Below are 20742 nucleotides of genomic sequence, written 5' to 3' on the forward strand. Positions count from 1 at the left end.
TTCAATTAATAATAAACTATTTTACTGATGCTTAACTGTTTTTTACTGCAGAAAAACGCTAAAATTTGCCTATGAAATTTAAAAATCTCTTAGACGAAAACGATAAAACCTTGTTCAAGCAAGCCGTAGGGAAGGTTAAGCGTATCAAGCAGGATACCATATCTTCGCATGCAGCTAGCGACAAGCAAAAAAGTGCCGCGAAACGTTTGGCACAAAAAAAACACACACTTGAACAGCAAAAACAACTGTTTTACTTTTCTGACGAATTTGAACCTAACCTTGAAGAATCAGGGCCAATGAAATTCGTTCGCGATGACGTTGACAGTTTTCAGGCCAAACGATTAAGGCGAGGTGAATATTACCCAGAGATCACCCTCGACTTACACGGTTTAAAGCAACAACAATCAAAGCAAGAAATCGCAGCTCTTATCGCCGAGTGTATCAAGCAACACGTCAATTGTGCCTGTATTATTCATGGCATTGGCAATCGCGTATTAAAAACAAAAGTTCCACACTGGCTAGTACAACACCCAGACATCATGGCGTTTCATCAAGCACCATTAGAGTTTGGCGGTGATGGCGCGTTATTAATATTGATTGATTTAAAAGACGATTTTCTCTGTAAATAAGACGTGTACTAACAAAAGTTATCAGGACTTAAGTGACGCACGATTGGGCCGTGCATTTTTTGCAAATCATAATCGATGTGTAACACACTGGCTGTCGCGAAAAGAGGTGCGCTTTTATCAGTCGACATCTCAGCCGACAAATAACTCACTAACGGCATATGCGAAACCAACAGTATGTTTTGCCAACGCTCAACGGACAGCATACCATCAATATAATCGTGAACTTCACTGGCACTGCCAGCAGGAGTGATTAAACTAAAGGTCTGTAATGGTACGTCGGCAGCCAATAACGTATGCAGTAATATTGCGGTTTGCTGAGCACGCTTATATGGGCTAACAAAAATAGCGTCAAACTTGACGCCTTCTGAGCCAAGCCATTTCGCCATCACTTTAACCTCGAGTTCGCCGGTTTCAGTGAGCGGTCTTTGCTTGTCTTCTTGTACCCTGGTATCAGCGTCACCATGACGCATTATATATACATTCATTTTATACGGATTGTTAAGCCAATCGATTTGTTATTAGTGCGCTATTCTAAAGAATCTGAGTTTATAGATAAACAATAGTTCAGAAATAAATTGTAATCAGCTATATTATTAAAATAATTAAAAAAATAGCCTTCATAAGCTGGCCAAACGCCCTGCTTAGCTCGTCCAAATAACGCCCACTGGAGCAGTCTTTGAAAATAAGCCCTAACGATTCGAAACAATATCAAGCCCTTACTCTAGAAAATGGCTTGAGAGTTGTATTGGTTCATAATAGTGAATCAAATCGAAGTGCTGCTGCTCTTGCTGTAAATGCGGGTCATTTTGATGATCCTATCGATCGTCAAGGCATGGCACACTTTCTCGAGCACATGTTATTTTTAGGCACCGAACAATACCCTGAAAGTGGCGAATACCAGCAGTTTCTTGCACAACACAATGGCTCGAACAATGCGTGGACAGGCACCGAGCACACAAATTTCTTTTTTGATATCAATCACAAATACTTTGAACAGGCACTTAATAGATTCAGCCAATTTTTTATCTCCCCCTTGTTATCTAAAGAGTTTATCGAAAAAGAGCGGATGAACATCGACTCTGAATTTAAGTTAAAACTTAAAGATGATATGCGTCGTATTTATGATGTTCACAAAGAAACCATCAACCCTGCCCATCCGTTTAGTAAGTTCAGCGTCGGTAATATCGATACCTTAGCGGATAGACCAAACAGTGAGCTTAAGGACGAAGTTCAAGCATTCTTTAATGAGCATTATCGTGCTAACCGCATGACATTGGTATTAGAGGGGCCACAGTCTTTAGAGGCACTAAAACTGTTGGCTGAACAAAAGTTCCTAGCCATTGCTGAGGATGCATCCGCAAAACCAGATATTAATGTACCGTTATATCTTGAGAAAAATCTCGGCCTAAATATTAATATCCGCCCTGAAAAAGAAGAGCGTAAACTGATATTAAGTTTTGCTTTACCGGGCATCGACAAAGATTACCAATACAAACCTGTTAGCTACATCGCCTACTTACTGGGGCATGAAGGGCCCGGCAGTATTTTGTCTATATTAAAAAACAAGCAATGGGCATTAGGCTTAAGTGCAGGTGGCGGCGTTAATGGCTCGAACTTTAAAGACTTTAATATCAGTATTCGCTTAACCCAAGAAGGTCAAAAGCATGAAGCTGACATAGCTGAAATGATCTTCGCCTACATTGAGCTTATAAAACATGACGGTATTCGCGTCGGCTATTATGATGAAAAGAAAGCGATATTAGAGTTTTCGTTTCAGTACCAAGAAAAGTTAAAAGCATTGGATTCAGTGAATCAGCTGGTGATTGCCATGCATCACTACCCTAGTGATGATTACATCTATGGCGATTATGTGATGTTGCAATTCAAACCTGAGCTGGTGAAAAGCTTTCTTGATTTGCTAACACCAAACAACATGCGAATGGTACACATTAACCCGGATGTCATCACCAACCAAACCAGTCAATGGTATAAGGTGCCTTATAATGTCAGCGATATTGACGATGAGGTTTTGGCTCGCTTATCCTCGCCCAAAGTACATGACGAATTAAGTCTGCCTGATGCAAACCCGTATATTGTCGCCACCCCAAAACTGACCCCAGTGGTTGAAGAAATGCATGTCCCTAAGCTGGTCAAAGAACAAGCGGGCTTTAGAGTTTGGTTTAAACAAGACAGTTCGTTTTATGTGCCCAAGGGACAAATTGTAATCGGTATTGACTCACCGACAGCCATTGCCAGCAAAAAGCACATTGCTATGACGCGATTGTTTGTTGAGTTATTTAGCGACTCGGTTTTAGAACAAAATTACGACGCCGAATTGGCTGGTATTCATTATCATTTATACCCACACCAAGGTGGCATGACACTGCAACTTTCTGGCATCAATGAAAAGCAACCATTGCTACTTAAAAACCTGTTATTGGCGATGAAGGATCATTCATTGGCCCCTACTCGTTTTGACTTATTTAAAAACCAACTGATCACCAACTGGCGTAATGCAGAAAAGAGTAAATCAATCTCGCAACTGTTTTCAAAGCTCAGCGCGCTAATGAAACCATTTAGCCCATCAGGTAATGATTTGGCTAATGCTTTATCACAGGTGGGATACGATGATTTTGCTGCCTTTTGTGGCCAGTACTTTGCCAAACTAACCATTGAGTCATTTATTTATGGTAATTGGAATCAGCAACAAGCGCTGACCATTGCCAACTTAATCGTTGACGAGTTGGGTGAACATATTGATGATCAAGCTAATGTAACTTGTAATGTGGTTGATTTTGCCGGGCAGAAAACGGCGATTTTGCCACAATTGCTACCTGATCATGACTATGCCAGTGTGATGTATTTTCCAATGCCTGATTACGATACCCATACGATGGCCATCACCATGATTACCAGTCATTTAATATCACCGCATTTTTTCCATCAAATGCGCACCGAAAGACAATATGGCTATTTGGTCGGCGTGGGTTATGTGCCGATGAATCGCTACCCGGGTATCGCTTTTTATATTCAATCACCCGATACCAGTGCCGATACGTTATTTTCTGCGATAAACGAATTTATCGACGAATTTGATGCGTCTGTGAATGACAACGAATGGACCCACTTAAAACAAGGCCTTATTGGTCAATTGCAAGAAAAAGACACCAGCCCGCGTATAAAAAGCCAACGCTACTGGATGAGTATTTGCAATAAAGACTTCGATTTTGATCAAAAAGAACGCCTTATGGCAGCGATAGAAAGCATTCAATTAAAAGATATCGGCGCATTTATCAAAGCCCGATTGTCGAGTAAGTCTGACCCCGATAAGATTTGTCTGGCATCGGTTAAACACGGCGATGAATTAACCTATCTGACCCACAGCGCTATAGCTATCACCGACATTGACGAGTTTCATCGTCAGCTACCATTTAAATCCTGATTTACAGGGGCTTAACCTTTTAATCACAGTTGATTTGCTTTAAGATGAATTTCTAAGCTAATAATAAAAATATACTCGATCTATGTTGCTCGAGTCGCTAATAGAAATAGACAATTTGTGCGATTAAATAGGAATAACAAAAAGCAAAATTTCGCTAGTATCCTGACCACAGGTTTATTGGTGTTCCTGTTATTTTTCTCCGCACTGGCCACGTCAGCGACACAATCCCCACTTAAGTTTCAGCAATACTCCACTAAAGAAGGGCTTAGTGAAAATTCTGTGTATTCAATTACGCAAGATCACAATGGCTTTATTTGGTTTGCAACCCTCGATGGATTGAATAAGTTTGACGGTTATGAGTTTGTCCAATATCACACCAAAGATTCCAACAATAGCGCATTACCATCAGATCTTATTCGCGTTGTTTTTGTCGATTCGCGCAATCGATTATGGGTCGGTACTCAAGCAGGCTTGGCGTTATACAATGCGACAACGGATTCGTTTGAAGATAGATTTGAAATTTTTGATAACCAACCTATTTGGTCTATTTTTGAAGATAATCAAAAAAACATCCTAATATCGACCAACGAAGGGCTATACAAATTAAGTGCCACGCAACAGCATTTCACAAAAGTCAGTCTTAGACAGTTCTCGAACGATGTCGTTGAAGTTAAAACCATATTCCAAGATAACAACAATAACTATTGGTTTGGTACGTTTGAAAACGGCTTGTATATCGCCAATGAATCGTTAGATTTTGTATTTTCAGCTCAGGAGAATAATAAATTAGATCTAGAGATTGCAAGCTTTAGCATTTATGAAATCGAACTCATTGAAGATCATTACTGGGTGGCCACAGGTGACGGTATCTATGTTGTCGATTATTCTTTTAACATTAAAAAACATATTAAAGCTGACATCGAAAGCGATAACCCAAGCATTAATAAAGTGCGAGCTATCGAAAAGGCAAATGAGTTTGAAGTATTTCTTGGCACGGAAGCTGGGCTGTATTCATATAACCTAGTCACTGAAAGCATCTCTCAACGAAGACACGAAAGAGTTGATAGTACCAGCTTAGATATCAATTTTGTTTATAGCCTATTCAAAGATAAGGCATCATCAATTTGGGCAGGCACCTACACATCAGGAGCTACGAAGCACACAATTAATAGCTCATTGTTTAATATAGAAATGGCTGAGGGCAATAGTAAAAATAATATTGTGGATTTTGCCGAACTCGATAATCAAGGTTTGTATATTGCCAACCAGTTCGAAGGCATTTTTTACAAGAATTATAAAACCCAATTAATAAGTCCTGTAATCACTTCAATTACTGACGGCATTAGATCAATTCATCGAGGAAGCTCGAGTGAATTGCTTATTTTAACAAATGAATATCGTCTGCTAAACCTGAAGATTGAATCAAATGAAATTGAGGAGATTTGGCAATTTAATCTGAAGCACTTACGCGGTCACGATAGATTTGATTTTGAAATGGTCGATAGATTTGTATTTCATGGTTCCAATGACAGAAAGATATTTAAATTTGATATAGACTCTCAACAATTATCATCCTTCCCCATACCCGGCGTATCTGAAAAGTTTTATATATTGCCGGCAAATCATAATGATAAAGTTATGATCTTTGGTAGTTCGGGGGAATTTTTTGAATTTGATATTGACTTAGATACATTTGAAAAGCTGAATATTCCCAAACATGAACTGTTTCTAACGGATACGCTTGCTGAAGTTAAATTCACAAACGACTTTATTTGGTTTAGTTTCTGGGGAAAGGGTATTCTTACTTACGATAAACAAAAACGAGTATTTCAGCATTACAATGAAGTCAATGGCCTAGTAAACGATTATGTTTTCAGTTTTTTGCTCGATAACGAATCGAATGCCTGGTTAAGTACCAACAAGGGAATATCAAAAGTATCGCCGACTAATAAAACCGTGTTTAATTATGACAACTCCTATGGTGTACAAAACAGTCAATTTTGGGTAATGTCGTCTTTTAAAGGCAGCGATGGCCAATTTTATTTTGGCAATATTAGAGGCTTTAATAGTTTTTACGCGGAAGATATCACCCCTAAGAAAGGCGTTATATCACCTCCTATAAACACCAAATTACTTATTGCCAATAAAGAGTATAAAAAGCTCGACGGGTTATTATACGCATTAGATTCTATCACCTTAGAGTATAACCAGTCGCCTTTTACCATCGAGTTTTCATCGCCTAACTCAAGTGTTGCCGAACAAGTTTTATACCGCTATAAATTAATGGGTGTTGATAACAACTGGATTGAAACAGACAGCCATTACCGCAGAGCGACCTACACTAATTTAAATGATGGAAGCTATACATTTTTGGTCGAATCATACGATCAAAACAATTCAAAATACTTCAAAGGCAAACAATTAACCGTTCATATATTGCCACCTTGGTGGAAAACCAATTCCGCTTGGGCGATTTACGGCCTGATCATTTTCTTTATTGGTTACTACTTTTATAACCAGACCAAAACAAAGCAACTCACCAACGCCAAAATAAAACAATCGGAAGAACGATTAAAACTTGCATTGTGGGGCTCTGGCGATGAAATGTGGGATTGGAATTTAATTACCAATCGCATGTACCGCTCCAATATCTGGGGGGTATTAAATTTCCCTAAGAACGGCAAGTCGGAAAGCAAAGATGGTGAGCAAAGACGTAATATTCACCCGCAAGATTACCCTCGCGTAAAACAATTATTGCTCGAACACCGACAAGGCAAAAGTGAGCATTACGAAGCGGCCTATCGCGTAAAAGATATGAACAGCAAATGGATGTGGGTACTTGACCGAGGTAAAGTGGTTGAGCGTAACGATGATGGCGAACCAATCCGAATGACGGGTACCTTAAAAGACATCAACCAAATCAAAGCCAATGAAGAAAGCTTAAAATTATTTGCGAAATGTATTGCCAATATATCAGACGCCGTGGTTGTCTATGACGCACAATTTAAAGCGGTTGATTGTAATGATTCATACCAATTGATTACCGGCCAAACGCGCGAACAAGCGCTTGGTAAAGAGCTTGAATTTAATTCTTATCCGCCGACCTTTTTGCAAAACCTTAAGCGCAATTTATTAGCTAACGGTACTTGGCAAGGTGAAATAGAAAGTAAGCGTGATAATGGCGAGGCCTATTTAATTGATATCACGCTGGATATTATCCGGGATGAAAACGATGAAATCTCGCATTTTGTTGCGGTATTTTCGGATATCACCAAACGTAAACAAACCGAAGAAGAGCTGCGTAAGTTAGCAAATTCAGATACCCTGACCGGACTGCCAAACCGCTCATTCTTTCAAGGCAGTCATTCGCAACTGATAAACCAAGAAACCGAACACGCCCTTCTCGTTTTCGATTTAGATAACTTTAAGAAAATCAATGACTCGTTAAGTCATCAAGTCGGTGACGTATTGTTATGTAAAGTCACTGAGCGAATCGCGACGATAAATGGTATCAAAGACACCTTTTATCGCCTAGGTGGCGATGAATTTTCGTTGGTATTGAAAGGCAATAATGATATCCACAACATTACCTCGGTTGCTGACGAAATCCTCAGTACCATAGTCGAGCCATACAGTATCCAAAATAACGAGATTTCGCTGTCCTGTAGTATCGGTATCGCCTTATACCCAGATGATGGCAATAACACCCATGAATTGCTTAAAAACGCCGATACTGCAATGTATCACGCCAAAGACGAAGGTGGTGATTGTTACCAGTTCTTTAATGACTCGATGAACAAACAAGCGGTTAAGCGATTACAAATTGAAAACTTGATAAGACACGGTTTAAAAGAAGACTTATTCTCAGTATTTTATCAGCCGAAAATTGAAGTCAGCTCTGGAAAAGTTGTTGGCATGGAAGCACTGGTGCGTTTTGAAGCTGGCTCTAAAGGTGTCATTCGACCAGATATATTTATTCCTATTTCGGAAGAAACCGGTCAAATCATTGAGATTGGCGAAATCGTATTGCGTAAGGCCTGTTTGGCCACAAAAGCCTGGATGGACAATGGCATATTTAGTGGCCGCATTGCTGTCAACCTGTCAGCGGTACAATTTAAACAGCCTAACTTAGTGCAAATCATTAATGAAATACTCGAAGAAACCGGTTTACCGGCCGACCGACTTGAACTTGAAATAACCGAAGGCACGGTTATGAACTCTCCGCAAGAAGCGATTGAGACCATGCATCAAATTCGTCGTATGGGTATTCACTTGTCTTTAGATGATTTTGGTACCGGCTATTCATCATTAGCGTATTTAAAGCAGTTCCCTATCAATACCCTTAAAATCGATAAAGCCTTCGTTGATGATATTGAAGCGTCCGAAGAAGGTCGCAATATGGTTGCAACCATTGTTACTATCGCTCATAACTTAGGAATGGAAGTTGTCGCTGAAGGTGTTGAAACGGAAAAGCAACTCGATTACTTGAAAATCCTTAACTGTGAGCAGATGCAAGGTTACTTGTATTCGAAACCTCTAGCTGAACCAGATTTTGGCCGTTACTTGTTGTCACATATTATCACCAATCAATCGACGCCTACGTAAAAGCCAATCGAAAACACGAATCTCAAATACTAATCTAAAACGCTATCCACGCACATATTATCTATTCATCGCTGTTCACCAACCAACAAACACCTAGTAATCAATTGCTAATAACCGCTATCGATTACCAAGAACATTAATTCAATTTGGTTGCGCTTGTTCGCTGAACTATTGCACATTCTCATTAAATAACTCACCTAATTTTAAACTTGGCACGATATTCGCTTAAGTACTGCCAGTACAAACATTTTTATTTAAAAATAATAAATTAAGGAATATTGAAAATGCTTAGCTCATTAATTCTTGCAACACTATTAAACACGGGTCTAGATGTAGATAATTCAGTAACTACTGAGTTATTAGCACCTGCTAATAACTCAGTTATTGAGCTTACAGCGAATAACCGTATTCGTATCAAGCCGTCAGCAAACAACCGCATTCGTATTAAGCCGTCAGCGAACAATCGTATTCGTATTAAGCCATCAGCGAACAACCGTATTCGTATCAAGCCGTCAGCGAACAACCGTATTCGTATCAAGCCGTCAGCGAACAACCGTATTCGTATCAAGCCGTCAGCGAACAACCGTATTCGTATCAAGCAGTAAGAGGATAGAAAAATGTTAGCAATGATTAAAAATATTTTCTCATCAAAAATGACTGCAAAACAAGTTGCAGACAACATTGAAATTTGTGAAATGTCAGCGGATAGCTGGTGGTCTTAAGCCTTTAAAATAAAGGCCTGGAGGATATTATGCTAGGTTTCATTAAATCGTTATTGGGACTTAACAAAGCCTCTACCATACCGTCTTTAGACATTCATGAAATGGCCGCTGATAGCTGGTGGTCATAGAGCTAAGCACTATTTAACGCGTAGCCAAAAGTGGCTACGCATTAAATAAACTGTATTTAGTTCCGAATAGTTTGAAGGTTTTCATACGTTTTTCGAAACAAAACATTGGCCACACAAGTGGGCCAAAGATAAAGCCGGCTGTTGCCCAACGTTTACGTCCCATGCCAGACTTAAAAGCTTGGCAATAAAAAAATATAGCGCAGACTAGGGACAATGGAATCAACAACATTTTCGGCTCTCACTACAGCAAATGGACGCGCAGTATAGCAAATAGACTATTTACACTAAAGTCCTTTAAGGTTGTTTTTTGGGCAAATTTGTTAACCCCTTGTAACAACTGTTAAATTAAGCTCAAAAAAAAGAGGCAATGCCTTGCCCCTTTCTTCCTCAGCAAGCGGAAAACGCTTGCCGCTTTTACCGTATATTATCCATAACAGCTTTGATTATTTTCAGCCATTGTCACTAACGCAGTACATGGCGTGAAGTGCTCACCATACAGATCTTTATAGTGATTCAGCTTATCAACAACTGTTTGTGCACCTAGGCTGTCCAAGTAACGGAACGGACCACCTAAGAATGGTGGAAAGCCAATACCGAAGATGGCGCCGATATCACCGTCACGGGCATTTCGAATAATACCTTCGTCTAAACAACGTACGGCTTCATTTACCATTAACAACACACTGCGATGGCAGATATCATCAGCCGATAAGGTACCGTTCGGCTGCACACCTAATAAGGTATATACGCTTTCGTCCACGGCTTTACCGTTGGCCTTCTTACCTTTATAAAGGTAAAAGCCTTTCTCAGTTTTTTTACCTTTGCGGTTGTCATCAATTAACTTATTAAATGCGTCAGGTGCTTTGAAACGTTCACCTAACTCAGCTTCAAGAATTGGGCTAATTTTAGCGCCAATATCAATGCCGACCTCATCCAATAACTTGATTGGACCTACCGGAAAACCAAACTTAACGAGTGCGCGATCAATTTTGTCGATAGGCTCGCCAGCGAGTACCATGCTCGCCGCTTCATTAACATAAGGCGCTAAGATACGGTTAACATAAAAACCGGCTTTATCTTTGACAACGATAGGCGTTTTGCCTTGTCGTTTAGCGTACGCAACGGTAGTGGAAATTGTGCTGTCTGATGTCTTTTCATGGGCAATAATTTCAGCCAATGGCATTTTATCCACTGGCGAAAAGTAATGCAGACCAATCACATTTTCTGGTTTCTTTGCTTTCGCCGCAATTTGATTGATTGGCAATGACGAGGTATTACTTGCAAAAATAACGTCGTCTTTGCAGTTCTCTTCTACATCGGCAACCATGCTTTGCTTCAGTGATAAATCTTCAAATACCGCTTCAATAATCATATCCACGTCATTAAAGCCAGTGTAATCCACAGTACCGGTGATTTTATGCATCTGTTGCTGCATAGCGGCGCTGGACATAAAACGACGTTTGACCTTTTTATTAAGAATATCGAAACTATATTTTAAGGCATTGGAGATACCCTGATGATTTATATCCTTGATGCGCACCGGTGTTTTGGCATTATTAACGCTAACATAGGCGATACCACCGCCCATTAAGCCGCCACCTAACACACCGATTTTATTTACAGGTAGCGCATCAACGCCGTCAACACCTTGCTCTTTTTTCATATCCGTGGTTGCAAAAAAGATGTTGCGCAATTGTTTTGATTCTTTGGTTTGCGTTAGCTCGCCAAAATACTTAGCTTCAACCGCCAAGCCTTTTGCCATACCTTTCTCTAGACCGGTACGAATGCACTCAATAATGTTAAGAGGCGCAGGGTAATTTCCTTTGGTCTTCGCTAATACCGTCTTGGTTGCTTGATCAAACACAATGCGGCGACCTAACGGGTTTGACTCTAACGCTTTTTCTACCAACGATGCTTTGCGGCTCGATTTTTTCTTACCGGCTAACGCCATTTTCTCAGCCACATCAAGTAACACCGATAAAGGTACAACATCATCAACTAAGCCTGCCTTTAATGCTTGCTTAGGACGCAACTGCTTACCGGTCAACATCATATCAAGCGACTTTTGCAGACCAACCAGTTTTGGTAAACGTTGCGTACCACCGCTGCCTGGTAATAAGCCAAGCTGTACTTCAGGTAAACCCAACACCGTTTTATTCGAATCACTGGCGACTCGCATATGACATGCCATCGCCAGTTCTAAGCCACCACCTAAACACGGGCCATTGATTGCAGCAACCACTGGAATATTTAATTGTTCCAGTTGATTGAATATCATCTGTCCACCAGCAGCAATCGCAGTTGCTTCTTCGGCGGTATTGCACGCATCAAGCATAGTGATATCAGCACCGGCAACAAACGAGTTTTCCTTGCCGCTGTAGACAATCATGCCTTTAATATTGCTGTTGCTTTTAAGTTGTTGTAAAACCTCTTGAATGTCTTCAAGAAATTCCGCTTTTAAAACGTTCATCGTTTCATCTGCAACATCAATTTTTAAGTGCGCGATACCATTATCTTGCTCAATTAAGGTAAATGCAGATTGCTTTGTCGTATTATTTTCCATATTCATCACCTCAATTATTCTGCTTCTAGCACCATGGCTGCACCTAACCCACCCGCAGCACACGCGGTTGTTAGACCTACACCGCCGCCACGACGTTTTAATTCAGTCAAGGTTTGCGTAATAAGGCGTGTTCCGGTTGCGGCAAATGGGTGACCATAAGCTAATGAACCACCAAGCACATTAAATTTATCCATATCAATATCACCAATGGCTTTATCTCGACCAAGCTTTTCTCGCGCAAATTTTTCGCTGCCGAACATTTTCACATTGGCTAATGTTTGGGCGGCGAAGGCTTCATGCATTTCAACCAAATCAAGGTCAGCTAAGGTAAGGCCTGCACGATCTAATGCTAATGGTGTCGAATACGATGGGCCCATAAGCATGTCTTCCCATACGTCTATCGCTGTAAACGCATAAGAACGGATATAACCTAGCACATCCAAGCCAAGCTCCTTAGCTCGGCCTTCACGCATTAATAGCACCGCAGAAGCACCATCGGTTAATGCGGTAGAATTAGCCGCCGTTACGGTACCGTGTTTACGGTCAAACACTGGACGCAGTCGAGCGTATCCAGCTAGATCTGAATCTGCACGGAAACAGTTATCTTTTGCTACGGCTTTTTTATACGGTTCAGGGTGCGCCACCATAACTTGATCAGCCATCAGGCCATCGGCCCAAGTTTTCGCTGCAAGAGAGTGTGAACGATGCGCTAGCGCGTCTTGTTCTTCTCGAGTGATGCCGTGGCTTTTTGCCATTTGCTCTGCGGTTTGCCCCATAGACAAGCCTGTCGAGTATTCAGCAACCGCCGGTGGTTCAGGGATCAAATCTTTAAATCGTAACGCACTAAGCAGCTTTAAGCGCTGTCCCATGGTCTTAGCTTTAGATAAATCTAATAAGGTACGCGCTAATTTTCTTGATACACCAATCGGAGGCACAGACATTGAATCCGCACCGCCAGCAATACCAATATCAATGTTACCAAGCAGAATAGATTCCGCTACATTGACGGTAGATTGGAAACTAGTAGCACAAGCACGTGAGACACTGTACGCATCGGTATGAACGTTCATTTGCGTTGCCAAGGCGATTTCTCGGGCAATGTTAGGCGCTTTTGGCATTTGAACTACCTGACCAAACACTAATTGCTCTATCAACGCCGGATCGATATCAGTACGAGTCAGCATTTCATTTACGACCATAGCGCCTAAATCAAGAGCCGGTACACCATGAAAGTCAGTCGCCTGTTTTACAAATGGCGTTCTCAGACCGGTAACAACCGCGATACGCTCACCGGATGCGGTCTTTAAGTTTTGCATTTTTGCCATGCCTGTTCCTTTAATTTCCCAAATCTATTCTTAATTGTGAATTTTTTTATAGTCATTTAGTCAAAGCCAACATCGCATAAAACCGCAAAAGTGGTCAGACCTGATCGTTTTATTGATTCTAACGACAATTCACACTTTTTAAAAGAGTTGATTTTTAATAACATTAGCCCAATATAAGCATAAGTTATGAAATACCGCAGCCAAAGCCTTCAGGCAGTTAGTGCGCTAATAAACTCCGGCTGTGCGTCCATTGAAGGAAAATTATAATTATCATGGCAATTGAACAATTTTCTAAACTACAAGAGCACCTAAGCGGCCAAATCGTTGGACAACACGCTTTGGTCGAAAATCTTCTCATCGCATTACTTGCCGATGGTCACTTAATTGTAGAAGGCCCTCCGGGTTTGGCAAAAACTAGAGCAATCAATGCGTTATCTGATGGCGTTGATGCAAGTTTTCATCGTATTCAGTTTACCCCAGATTTGCTACCAGCGGATTTAACCGGTACCGATATTTATCGCCCAGAAGATGGCAGCTTTGTGTTTCAACAAGGTCCATTATTTCAGAACCTTATTTTAGCCGATGAAATTAACCGTGCCCCAGCAAAGGTGCAGTCAGCACTACTTGAAGCGATGGCTGAAGGACAGGTAACCGTAGGTAAAACCACCTACAAGTTGCCAGAATTGTTTTTGGTTATGGCAACACAAAACCCGCTAGAGCAAGAAGGTACCTACCCGTTACCTGAAGCGCAATTAGATCGTTTTTTAATGCATCTGGAAATTGACTACCCAAATGCTGCTTCAGAATTAGACATTCTACGTCTCAATCGTGGCGAAGCATTAAACAGCGAAAAACTACCTGTGGTTACCATTAGCCAAGAAGAAATCTTCACTGCACGTAAAGAAGCCTTGGAAATTTATTTAGCACCGGTTCTTGAGCAATATATTGTCGACCTCATCATGGCAACACGCCAAGGTGATAAATACGATGATGACTTAGGTAAATGGTTAGCCTATGGCGCCAGTCCGCGAGCCACCATTGCCTTAGATCGCTGTTCGCGAGCCAGAGCTTGGTTAAACGGCCGCGACTTTGTCAGCCCGGAAGATATCCAAGCGGTATTCCATAACACATTACGTCACCGTTTGTTGTTAACCTATCAGGCAGAAGCTGAAGGTATCACGACAAACCAGGTACTGGATCGTATTCTCGAATTAGTTGCAGTTGCTTAATTCGTCCCATTAGGTGAAGTAAATCTAATATGTGGTGGAAAAAAATCGCGTTAGACGATCAAAACCAGCTTGCTCAAGCCACGCTTGAGCAGTTAGGTTGTGATGGCATAAATATCGATATTGAGCAGCTCCTGCCCTATCAAGGCAAGGCCTCATTGTTGAATTTGGCGCCGAAAAAAGCCGTGCAAGGACACTTAAGCGGCAATTATTTGGCGCGCACCAAAGGTCGCGGTATGGAGTTCGATGAGGTGCGTCATTATCAAACGGGTGATGATATACGCGCAATCGACTGGCGTGTTACTGCCAGAACAGGTAAGACACATACCAAACTGTTTCGAGAAGAAGTTGAACGTCCTGTTTTAATCGCTACCGATCTCGGCCAATCGATGTTTTTTGGTTCTAAATTACTATTTAAATCAGCACAAGCCTGTCATATTGCGGCGCTTGTCGCTTGGCATGCGAAAAAACGTGGTGATCGTGTCGGCGGCTTGGTTTTTAATGAACAGCAGCATCAAGAGCTCAAGCCTCGAAGCCGACAAAACGGCGTATTACACTACTTACACACTCTTGAAGAGCTGCACCAGCAAGGCTTAGCTCACTGGCAACAAGAATTACCCAGTTCACAAACTTACTTTATTGAAAACTGTAATCGTTTAGCACAGCTCGCCAAACCTGGCTCATTGGTTTATCTGATCACCGATGGCAATCATTTTAATGAAGAGATATTACGACCACTGGCGAAAGTATCTCGTCACTGCGAGCTGGTTATTTGCCAAGTTAATGACCCTTTGGAATTCACTCTTCCTCAGTCAAAACAAAAAACGTCTGTGGCAATAACCGATGGTAGCCAAAAACAGCAACTGTTGCTTGGTGATCAGCAGACCGCACAGCGCTATCAAGATAAAGCCATGCTAACCAATAAGCTCAAACAACAGCTGTATCAGCAAGCCGGTGCACGAGTCATTCATTTCAGCGCCGGTGATAGTGTCGAACATCAATTAAAATCTGGGATTGAAACATGGATCCGCTAGAGAATTTAAAAGATATCCATCTACCAGACAGTATTCACGCATACCCTATCGCACCGGGTTGGTGGATATTATTGGCCTTAGTACTGGCAATCGTTGTTTATCTGTTCATTAAAAACAAACGAAAACAACGCTTCCTTAGCCAACAAAAAACGGCGCTAGTGCAGCTACAACAGCTTGAAGCGCCCACGGTTGAACAATGTGTGGCGATTTTAAAGTGGGTGGCTATGCATTATTTTCAACGCCAACTATTTGCCAATAACTTTTCCGCAGAGCTTTTGCAAGCGCTGAAAATAAAATTGCCTGAACAACACCAAGCTAAGTTCATTGAATTAGCCGAGTCAGCGTTAGCTCAACAATATCGTAAGAATGCCAATACCATTTACGGTGAAGATATGCAGCGTGCTGCGATTTATTGGCTAACCCATATAGACTTAGTCAGTAAAAATAACACCTCAATCGGCGCTAACACATCAGCAACAGAACCGCAGGAGAAGTCAGCATGATTGAGTTTGCTTGGCCATGGCTTGCTTTGCTGTTACCTGCGCCATTATTGGTTTATTGGTTATCACCGAAGACGTCGCCTAATGCAGCGGCGCTTAAAATGCCAGTATTATTAGGTAGTTTAAGTCGTCACTCTGTGGCGGTGAATAATAAAAAAGCACCGTTGTGGTTGATTGCCATTATTTGGATATTATTGGTCTGTGCCAGTATGCGACCACAATGGTTAGGTGAAACCATTGCCTTACCAAATGAAAGTCGCGAGATGATCATTGCCGTTGATTTATCTGGCAGTATGAAAATGGAAGACATGCGTCATAACGGTAAAACGGTCAACCGCCTAACCTTACTAAAAGCCTTATTGGGTGATTTTATCGAGCGCCGCCAAGGCGATCGCTTAGGACTTATTTTGTTTGCCGACGACGCCTATATGCAAACGCCGATGACATTTGACCGACATACGGTTAAACAAATGCTTGACGAATCGGTGATCGGTCTGGTTGGCCAAAAGACAGCCATTGGTGACGCGATGGCGTTAGCCGTAAAGCGTTTTGTTAGCAAAGATGACTCAAACCGAGTGCTGTTGCTATTAACGGATGGTCAGAATACCTCAGGAAAAATAACGCCGGAACAAGCGTTAGATCTGGCTGTCGCAAAAGATGTGACCATTTATACCGTTGGTATCGGTGCTGAAGTGATGATGGAGCGATCGTTATTTGGTACCCGTAAAGTGAACCCATCAAGAGATCTTGATGAAGAAACACTCAAGAACATCGCAAAACAAACATCAGGCAGTTATTTTAGAGCCACAGATGGTGCATCTATGGCAAACATTTATACTCTGCTAGATCAACTGGAACCTGTTGCTCAAGACGAACAACAAATGCGTCCACTTACTGCATTATTCTTTTACCCATTAGCGTTAGCGTTAGTACTTATCATGCTGCAACTGGCACTGGTTCAGTACCAAACCTATGGCTTTTTCAACCTTGGCAGTGAGGGCAAAAGCTAATGACTGAATTTCACTTTATCCGACCATTGTGGTTAATAGCGTTTATCGGTTTAGTATGGGTGTTATGGCAAGTTCGTCGCTTGCGCGTATCTAGCAGCGCATGGCACCGTGTTATTCCGTCCCACTTAAGCAGTAAGCTGTTAAGTAATACCGAAAACAATAGACCAGTGTCGATTATACCCGCAGCTCTGATAGGTAGTTTACTTATTATTGCCATGGCGGGACCTACTTGGCAAAAGCTGCCGCAACCGGTATATGACGTAGAGCGCGGTTCGGTATTAGTCATGGACATGTCATTTTCAATGCTGTCTACCGATATCAAACCGAACAGATTGACCATGGCACGTTATAAAGCCATGGATTTAGTCGAAAAGATTGATGAAGGTGAAATAGGTCTGATCGCTTACGCTGGTGACGCGTTTACTATCAGCCCGCTAACCGCGGATATCAACAACATCAGGTTATTGTTACCCTCATTGTCGCCGCAAATTATGCCAGAGCTTGGCTCGAACCCTTACCCTGCGTTAATACTGGCAGAACAAATGTTGCAAAACGCTGGCCACATAAAGGGCGATATCTACTGGGTTACCGATGGCGTTACGCAAGATGAAATTGACGATATTAATGATTTTGTCGATAACAGCGATCACCGAATTAATATTTTAGCGGTAGGTACCGCCGAAGGTGCGCCGATTACCCTCGCCAATGGCGAATTAATGAAAGACCGCCGTGGTAACATTGTTATCCCTAAGCTTACCAGCCGTCGTTTAGAAGCGTTTAGCGACAATTCTGGCGGTGTATTTACCGTTATTACCGCCGATGATTCTGACTTGGCTCGACTAAGCTCATTAAGCGCCCTCGATGCGCAAAAAGTATTGCAATCAAAGCAACAAAATATGGGTGACCAATGGCAAGAATTTGGCCCATATTTGTTATTGATAGCCCTACCACTTGCGCTTGCGTATTTTCGCAAAGGCATCTTATTAACCCCAGTGTTAATGGTGAGCTTATCTTCGACGTTTTACAGTGCGCCGTCATCTGCATCTCTTTGGGACGATTTATGGCGGACTAAAAACCAACAAGGTCAGCAACAATTCGATAAACAAGACTATCAAAATGCTGCGCAAACGTTTGATGATAACCAATGGCGCGGCAGCAGTTACTACCGTGCTGGTGATTATGAAAAAGCGGTCGAAACCTTTGCAAAGTCTGATACCGTGCAAGCCAATTACAACAAAGCCAATGCCCTTGCAAAACTTGGTAAGTTAGAACAAGCGATTGCAGCATATGAGCAAGTCATATCAGTTGATGCTGAGCATCAAGATGCGCTAACCAACAAAACCATCGTTGAACAATTGTTGCAGCAACAGCAACAAGATAACCAAGACCAGAGCCAAGACCAAAACCAGGACCAGCAACAGCAACAGCAACAGCAGGATCAAAACCAAGAGCAGCAAGGCAACGATGATTCTAGTGATAGCAACCAAGATCAGTCACAACAAGAGCAATCACAGCAAGATTCCTCTGAGCAATCAGATCCTGGAAAATCTGAGCAACAGCAATCACAGCAACAAGGCGATGAGGATCGCAACCAAGATCAATCGTCTGACTCAGACAGCGGTGAGCAAAATAAACAACAGGGTGAACAAGATCAGTCTGAACAAGAGCAACAAGCCGCTGCTCAACAGCAAAATAGTGAACAGCAAGAACAACCAGAACAACAGCAGCAACAACAGGCAGCGCTTACCGATGGCGAACAACAAAGCCAAACGGAACAACAACAAAAACACGAGCAGCTTTTGCGTCGTGTGACAGACGACCCGCAACTGTTGTTACGAAATAAAATGCGTCTTGAATATCAGAAACGTCGTCAAAACCGCAGTAGTATTGGAGTTAAGGAAAAATGGTAAATTCGACACCTGTTATGGCAGGTTTGTTCTCTTTATTGGTTAGCATTCAGGCCATGGCGTTAAATGTAACCGCCACGGTTGATAAAAACCCAGCGATAGTTGATGAATCAGTGGTGCTTACGGTTATAGCCGATGGCTCTGTTGCTGCAGACGCCTTCGACCCATCAGTACTTGAACAAGACTTTGTTGTTGGTGGTACATCGATCAGCAGCCAAACCAGTATGGTCAATTTTAAAACCACCCGAACCACGCAATGGACCACGCTTATAATCCCTCGTAAGACTGGGGTATTAACAATTCCAGCGTTAACGGTTGATGACGCCACAACGAAACCTATCCAGTTGCAGGTATTAGCACAAGGTGACAAAACCGCACAACAACAAAAAGATATCTACTTAACCGCCGATGTATCAAAACATGAGGTTTATGTTCAACAACAATTTACCTTAACGGTACGCTTACATCTTGCCGCTGAGCTTATACGCGGTTCATTAGCGGAACCTAAAATGACCGGCGCAGAGATAAAGCAAATAGGTGAGAACAACGAATACAGCCAAATAATTGAAGGTAAGCGCTTTCGTATCATTGAACGTGTTTATGCGGTCAAACCACAAACATCGGGTAAGTTTGTGTTACACAGCACCATGTTTGATGGCGAAATCAGTGCCAACAAACAACAACGACGCTCGGTATTTTCAAGCTTAGATCGTGGTAAACCTGTGCGCATGAAAGGTCAGGAAATCGATATTCAGGTTAATGCCGCTCCTGCTGATTTTATTGGTGAATGGTTACCAAGTGAATTAATTGTCATTGAAGAGAATTGGCCAGATGTGCAAAGCGAATATGAGCTTGGTGAGCCGATAACTCGTACCGTTAAAATTACTGCTGCGGCACTAGGGGCTGAACAATTGCCTGACCTTGAGTTTAACGCGCCTGATGGTCTTAAAATATACCCGGATCAAGCGGATGTGAAAAACGGTGTGCAAAAAGGCGCACTGATCAGCCAAAAGACCCAAGATTTTGCGATCGTCCCTACCAAATCGGGGACATTCGTATTGCCCGAAGTGACGCTACCTTGGTTCAATACCCAATTAAATCGCATGGAACTCGCTGTACTGCCAGCGAAAACCATTGTCGTCAAGGGAGCGGTGCCGGTCAATATCGACAACACAACGGCAATGAACACCCCACTGCCAGTGCAAGTGGTAGAGCAAAATAACACGACTTTACAATGGCTGTTTTTAGCCGGTTGGTTGTTGACGGCAATGGCTTGGTTGTATCAAGCGAAATTAAAAGGGCGTAGCTTTAAGCGGGAAACCTTTGTCCCGTCGACTAAACACGCTTATCTAAAATTGATGGCCGCATGTAAACAAAATAATGGTCAACAGGTGATGGCATTGCTACCAGCTTGGGGGAATGAATTGTTCCCAGGGCAAAATTTCAGTAACCTGCAGCAACTGAGTCAGCACTTGCAAAATGACGACTTTGATAAACAATTAAGTCATCTGCAGCATTGTTATTACGGTGCACAACAGCAAGCTTGGCATTCAGATAAATTACTTAAAATCATTTCTAGGCTGCAAACCCAAGGTGAGCAACAGCAACATATCGCCTTTGCAATAAACCCATAATGAGGTGATAGCTGTTA

13 protein-coding genes are annotated in these 20742 nt (G+C 42.0%); 10 read left to right on the forward strand and 3 right to left on the reverse strand.

Going from position 1 to position 20742, the window contains the following annotated elements:
- The first annotated feature begins 71 nt into the window (after positions 1-71).
- Complete coding sequence (gene smrB, locus HII16_RS00215; RefSeq protein ID WP_169126376.1) at positions 72-629, forward strand: endonuclease SmrB; 558 nt, start codon at positions 72-74, stop codon at positions 627-629.
- Positions 630-637: 8 nt separating this feature from the next.
- Here smrB and sixA read toward each other — a convergent pair whose 3' ends face one another.
- Entirely contained in the window at positions 638-1114 is a 477-nt protein-coding gene (gene sixA / locus HII16_RS00220) for a phosphohistidine phosphatase SixA (RefSeq protein WP_169126379.1), read from the reverse strand.
- 191 nt (positions 1115-1305) lie between these two features.
- Between sixA and HII16_RS00225 the strand changes: the two genes are divergently transcribed.
- The 3 genes from HII16_RS00225 to HII16_RS00235 all read left to right on the forward strand — a co-directional run bounded on the left by HII16_RS00225 (position 1306) and on the right by HII16_RS00235 (position 9281).
- The gene (locus HII16_RS00225; protein WP_169126381.1) at positions 1306-4071 is read left to right on the forward strand and encodes an insulinase family protein; all 2766 of its coding nucleotides are present in this window, start codon (positions 1306-1308) and stop codon (positions 4069-4071) included.
- A 117-nt stretch (positions 4072-4188) separates the two neighbouring features.
- Entirely contained in the window at positions 4189-8676 is a 4488-nt protein-coding gene (locus HII16_RS00230; protein WP_169126383.1) for an EAL domain-containing protein, read from the forward strand.
- Between the two features lie 284 nt (positions 8677-8960).
- The gene (locus HII16_RS00235) at positions 8961-9281 is read left to right on the forward strand and encodes a hypothetical protein (RefSeq protein WP_169126385.1); all 321 of its coding nucleotides are present in this window, start codon (positions 8961-8963) and stop codon (positions 9279-9281) included.
- 669 nt (positions 9282-9950) lie between these two features.
- Here the strand turns inward: HII16_RS00235 and fadJ are convergent.
- Entirely contained in the window at positions 9951-12095 is a 2145-nt protein-coding gene (gene fadJ / locus HII16_RS00240; RefSeq protein ID WP_211183350.1) for a fatty acid oxidation complex subunit alpha FadJ, read from the reverse strand.
- Positions 12096-12103: 8 nt separating this feature from the next.
- Positions 12104-13414 (reverse strand): acetyl-CoA C-acyltransferase FadI, encoded by a 1311-nt coding sequence (fadI, locus tag HII16_RS00245; RefSeq protein ID WP_169126389.1) that lies wholly within the window; start codon positions 13412-13414, stop codon positions 12104-12106.
- A gap of 272 nt (positions 13415-13686) precedes the next feature.
- On the opposite strand from fadI, the gene HII16_RS00250 reads away from it, so the two are divergent.
- Genes HII16_RS00250 through HII16_RS00275 form a run of 6 tightly spaced genes read left to right on the forward strand, consistent with a single transcriptional unit; the run spans position 13687 to position 20725 of the window.
- A complete protein-coding gene (locus HII16_RS00250) occupies positions 13687-14643 on the forward strand; it encodes a MoxR family ATPase (protein ID WP_169126391.1) in 957 nt (318 codons plus the stop codon).
- 29 nt (positions 14644-14672) lie between these two features.
- Positions 14673-15674: a DUF58 domain-containing protein gene (locus HII16_RS00255; RefSeq protein WP_169126393.1), complete on the forward strand. Its 1002-nt coding sequence runs from the start codon at positions 14673-14675 to the stop codon at positions 15672-15674.
- Positions 15662-16177, forward strand: a complete 516-nt coding sequence (locus HII16_RS00260) for a DUF4381 domain-containing protein (protein WP_169126395.1) — start codon at positions 15662-15664, stop codon at positions 16175-16177. The genes HII16_RS00255 and HII16_RS00260 overlap by 13 nt, the downstream gene beginning before the upstream one ends.
- The gene (locus HII16_RS00265) at positions 16174-17184 is read left to right on the forward strand and encodes a VWA domain-containing protein (protein ID WP_169126397.1); all 1011 of its coding nucleotides are present in this window, start codon (positions 16174-16176) and stop codon (positions 17182-17184) included. Before HII16_RS00260 ends, HII16_RS00265 begins: the two co-directional genes overlap by 4 nt.
- Entirely contained in the window at positions 17184-19094 is a 1911-nt protein-coding gene (locus HII16_RS00270) for a VWA domain-containing protein (protein WP_169126399.1), read from the forward strand. The genes HII16_RS00265 and HII16_RS00270 overlap by 1 nt, the downstream gene beginning before the upstream one ends.
- Positions 19088-20725: a BatD family protein gene (locus HII16_RS00275; protein WP_169126401.1), complete on the forward strand. Its 1638-nt coding sequence runs from the start codon at positions 19088-19090 to the stop codon at positions 20723-20725. The genes HII16_RS00270 and HII16_RS00275 overlap by 7 nt, the downstream gene beginning before the upstream one ends.
- Positions 20726-20742: the final 17 nt, after the last annotated feature.

The sequence above is a fragment of the Thalassotalea sp. Y01 genome, from assembly GCF_012932945.1.
Lineage (GTDB): Bacteria > Pseudomonadota > Gammaproteobacteria > Enterobacterales > Alteromonadaceae > Thalassotalea_A.

What these genes read in the sequence shown, in the direction of transcription:
- smrB (WP_169126376.1), top strand. Translation starts at nt 72, where the DNA reads ATGAAATTTAAAAATCTCTTAGACGAAAACGATAAAACCTTGTTCAAG.
- sixA (WP_169126379.1), bottom strand. Translation starts at nt 1,114, where the DNA reads ATGAATGTATATATAATGCGTCATGGTGACGCTGATACCAGGGTACAA.
- HII16_RS00235 (WP_169126385.1), top strand. Translation starts at nt 8,961, where the DNA reads ATGCTTAGCTCATTAATTCTTGCAACACTATTAAACACGGGTCTAGAT.
- fadJ (WP_211183350.1), bottom strand. Translation starts at nt 12,095, where the DNA reads ATGAATATGGAAAATAATACGACAAAGCAATCTGCATTTACCTTAATT.
- fadI (WP_169126389.1), bottom strand. Translation starts at nt 13,414, where the DNA reads ATGGCAAAAATGCAAAACTTAAAGACCGCATCCGGTGAGCGTATCGCG.
- HII16_RS00250 (WP_169126391.1), top strand. Translation starts at nt 13,687, where the DNA reads ATGGCAATTGAACAATTTTCTAAACTACAAGAGCACCTAAGCGGCCAA.
- HII16_RS00255 (WP_169126393.1), top strand. Translation starts at nt 14,673, where the DNA reads ATGTGGTGGAAAAAAATCGCGTTAGACGATCAAAACCAGCTTGCTCAA.
- HII16_RS00260 (WP_169126395.1), top strand. Translation starts at nt 15,662, where the DNA reads ATGGATCCGCTAGAGAATTTAAAAGATATCCATCTACCAGACAGTATT.
- HII16_RS00265 (WP_169126397.1), top strand. Translation starts at nt 16,174, where the DNA reads ATGATTGAGTTTGCTTGGCCATGGCTTGCTTTGCTGTTACCTGCGCCA.
- HII16_RS00270 (WP_169126399.1), top strand. Translation starts at nt 17,184, where the DNA reads ATGACTGAATTTCACTTTATCCGACCATTGTGGTTAATAGCGTTTATC.
- HII16_RS00275 (WP_169126401.1), top strand. Translation starts at nt 19,088, where the DNA reads ATGGTAAATTCGACACCTGTTATGGCAGGTTTGTTCTCTTTATTGGTT.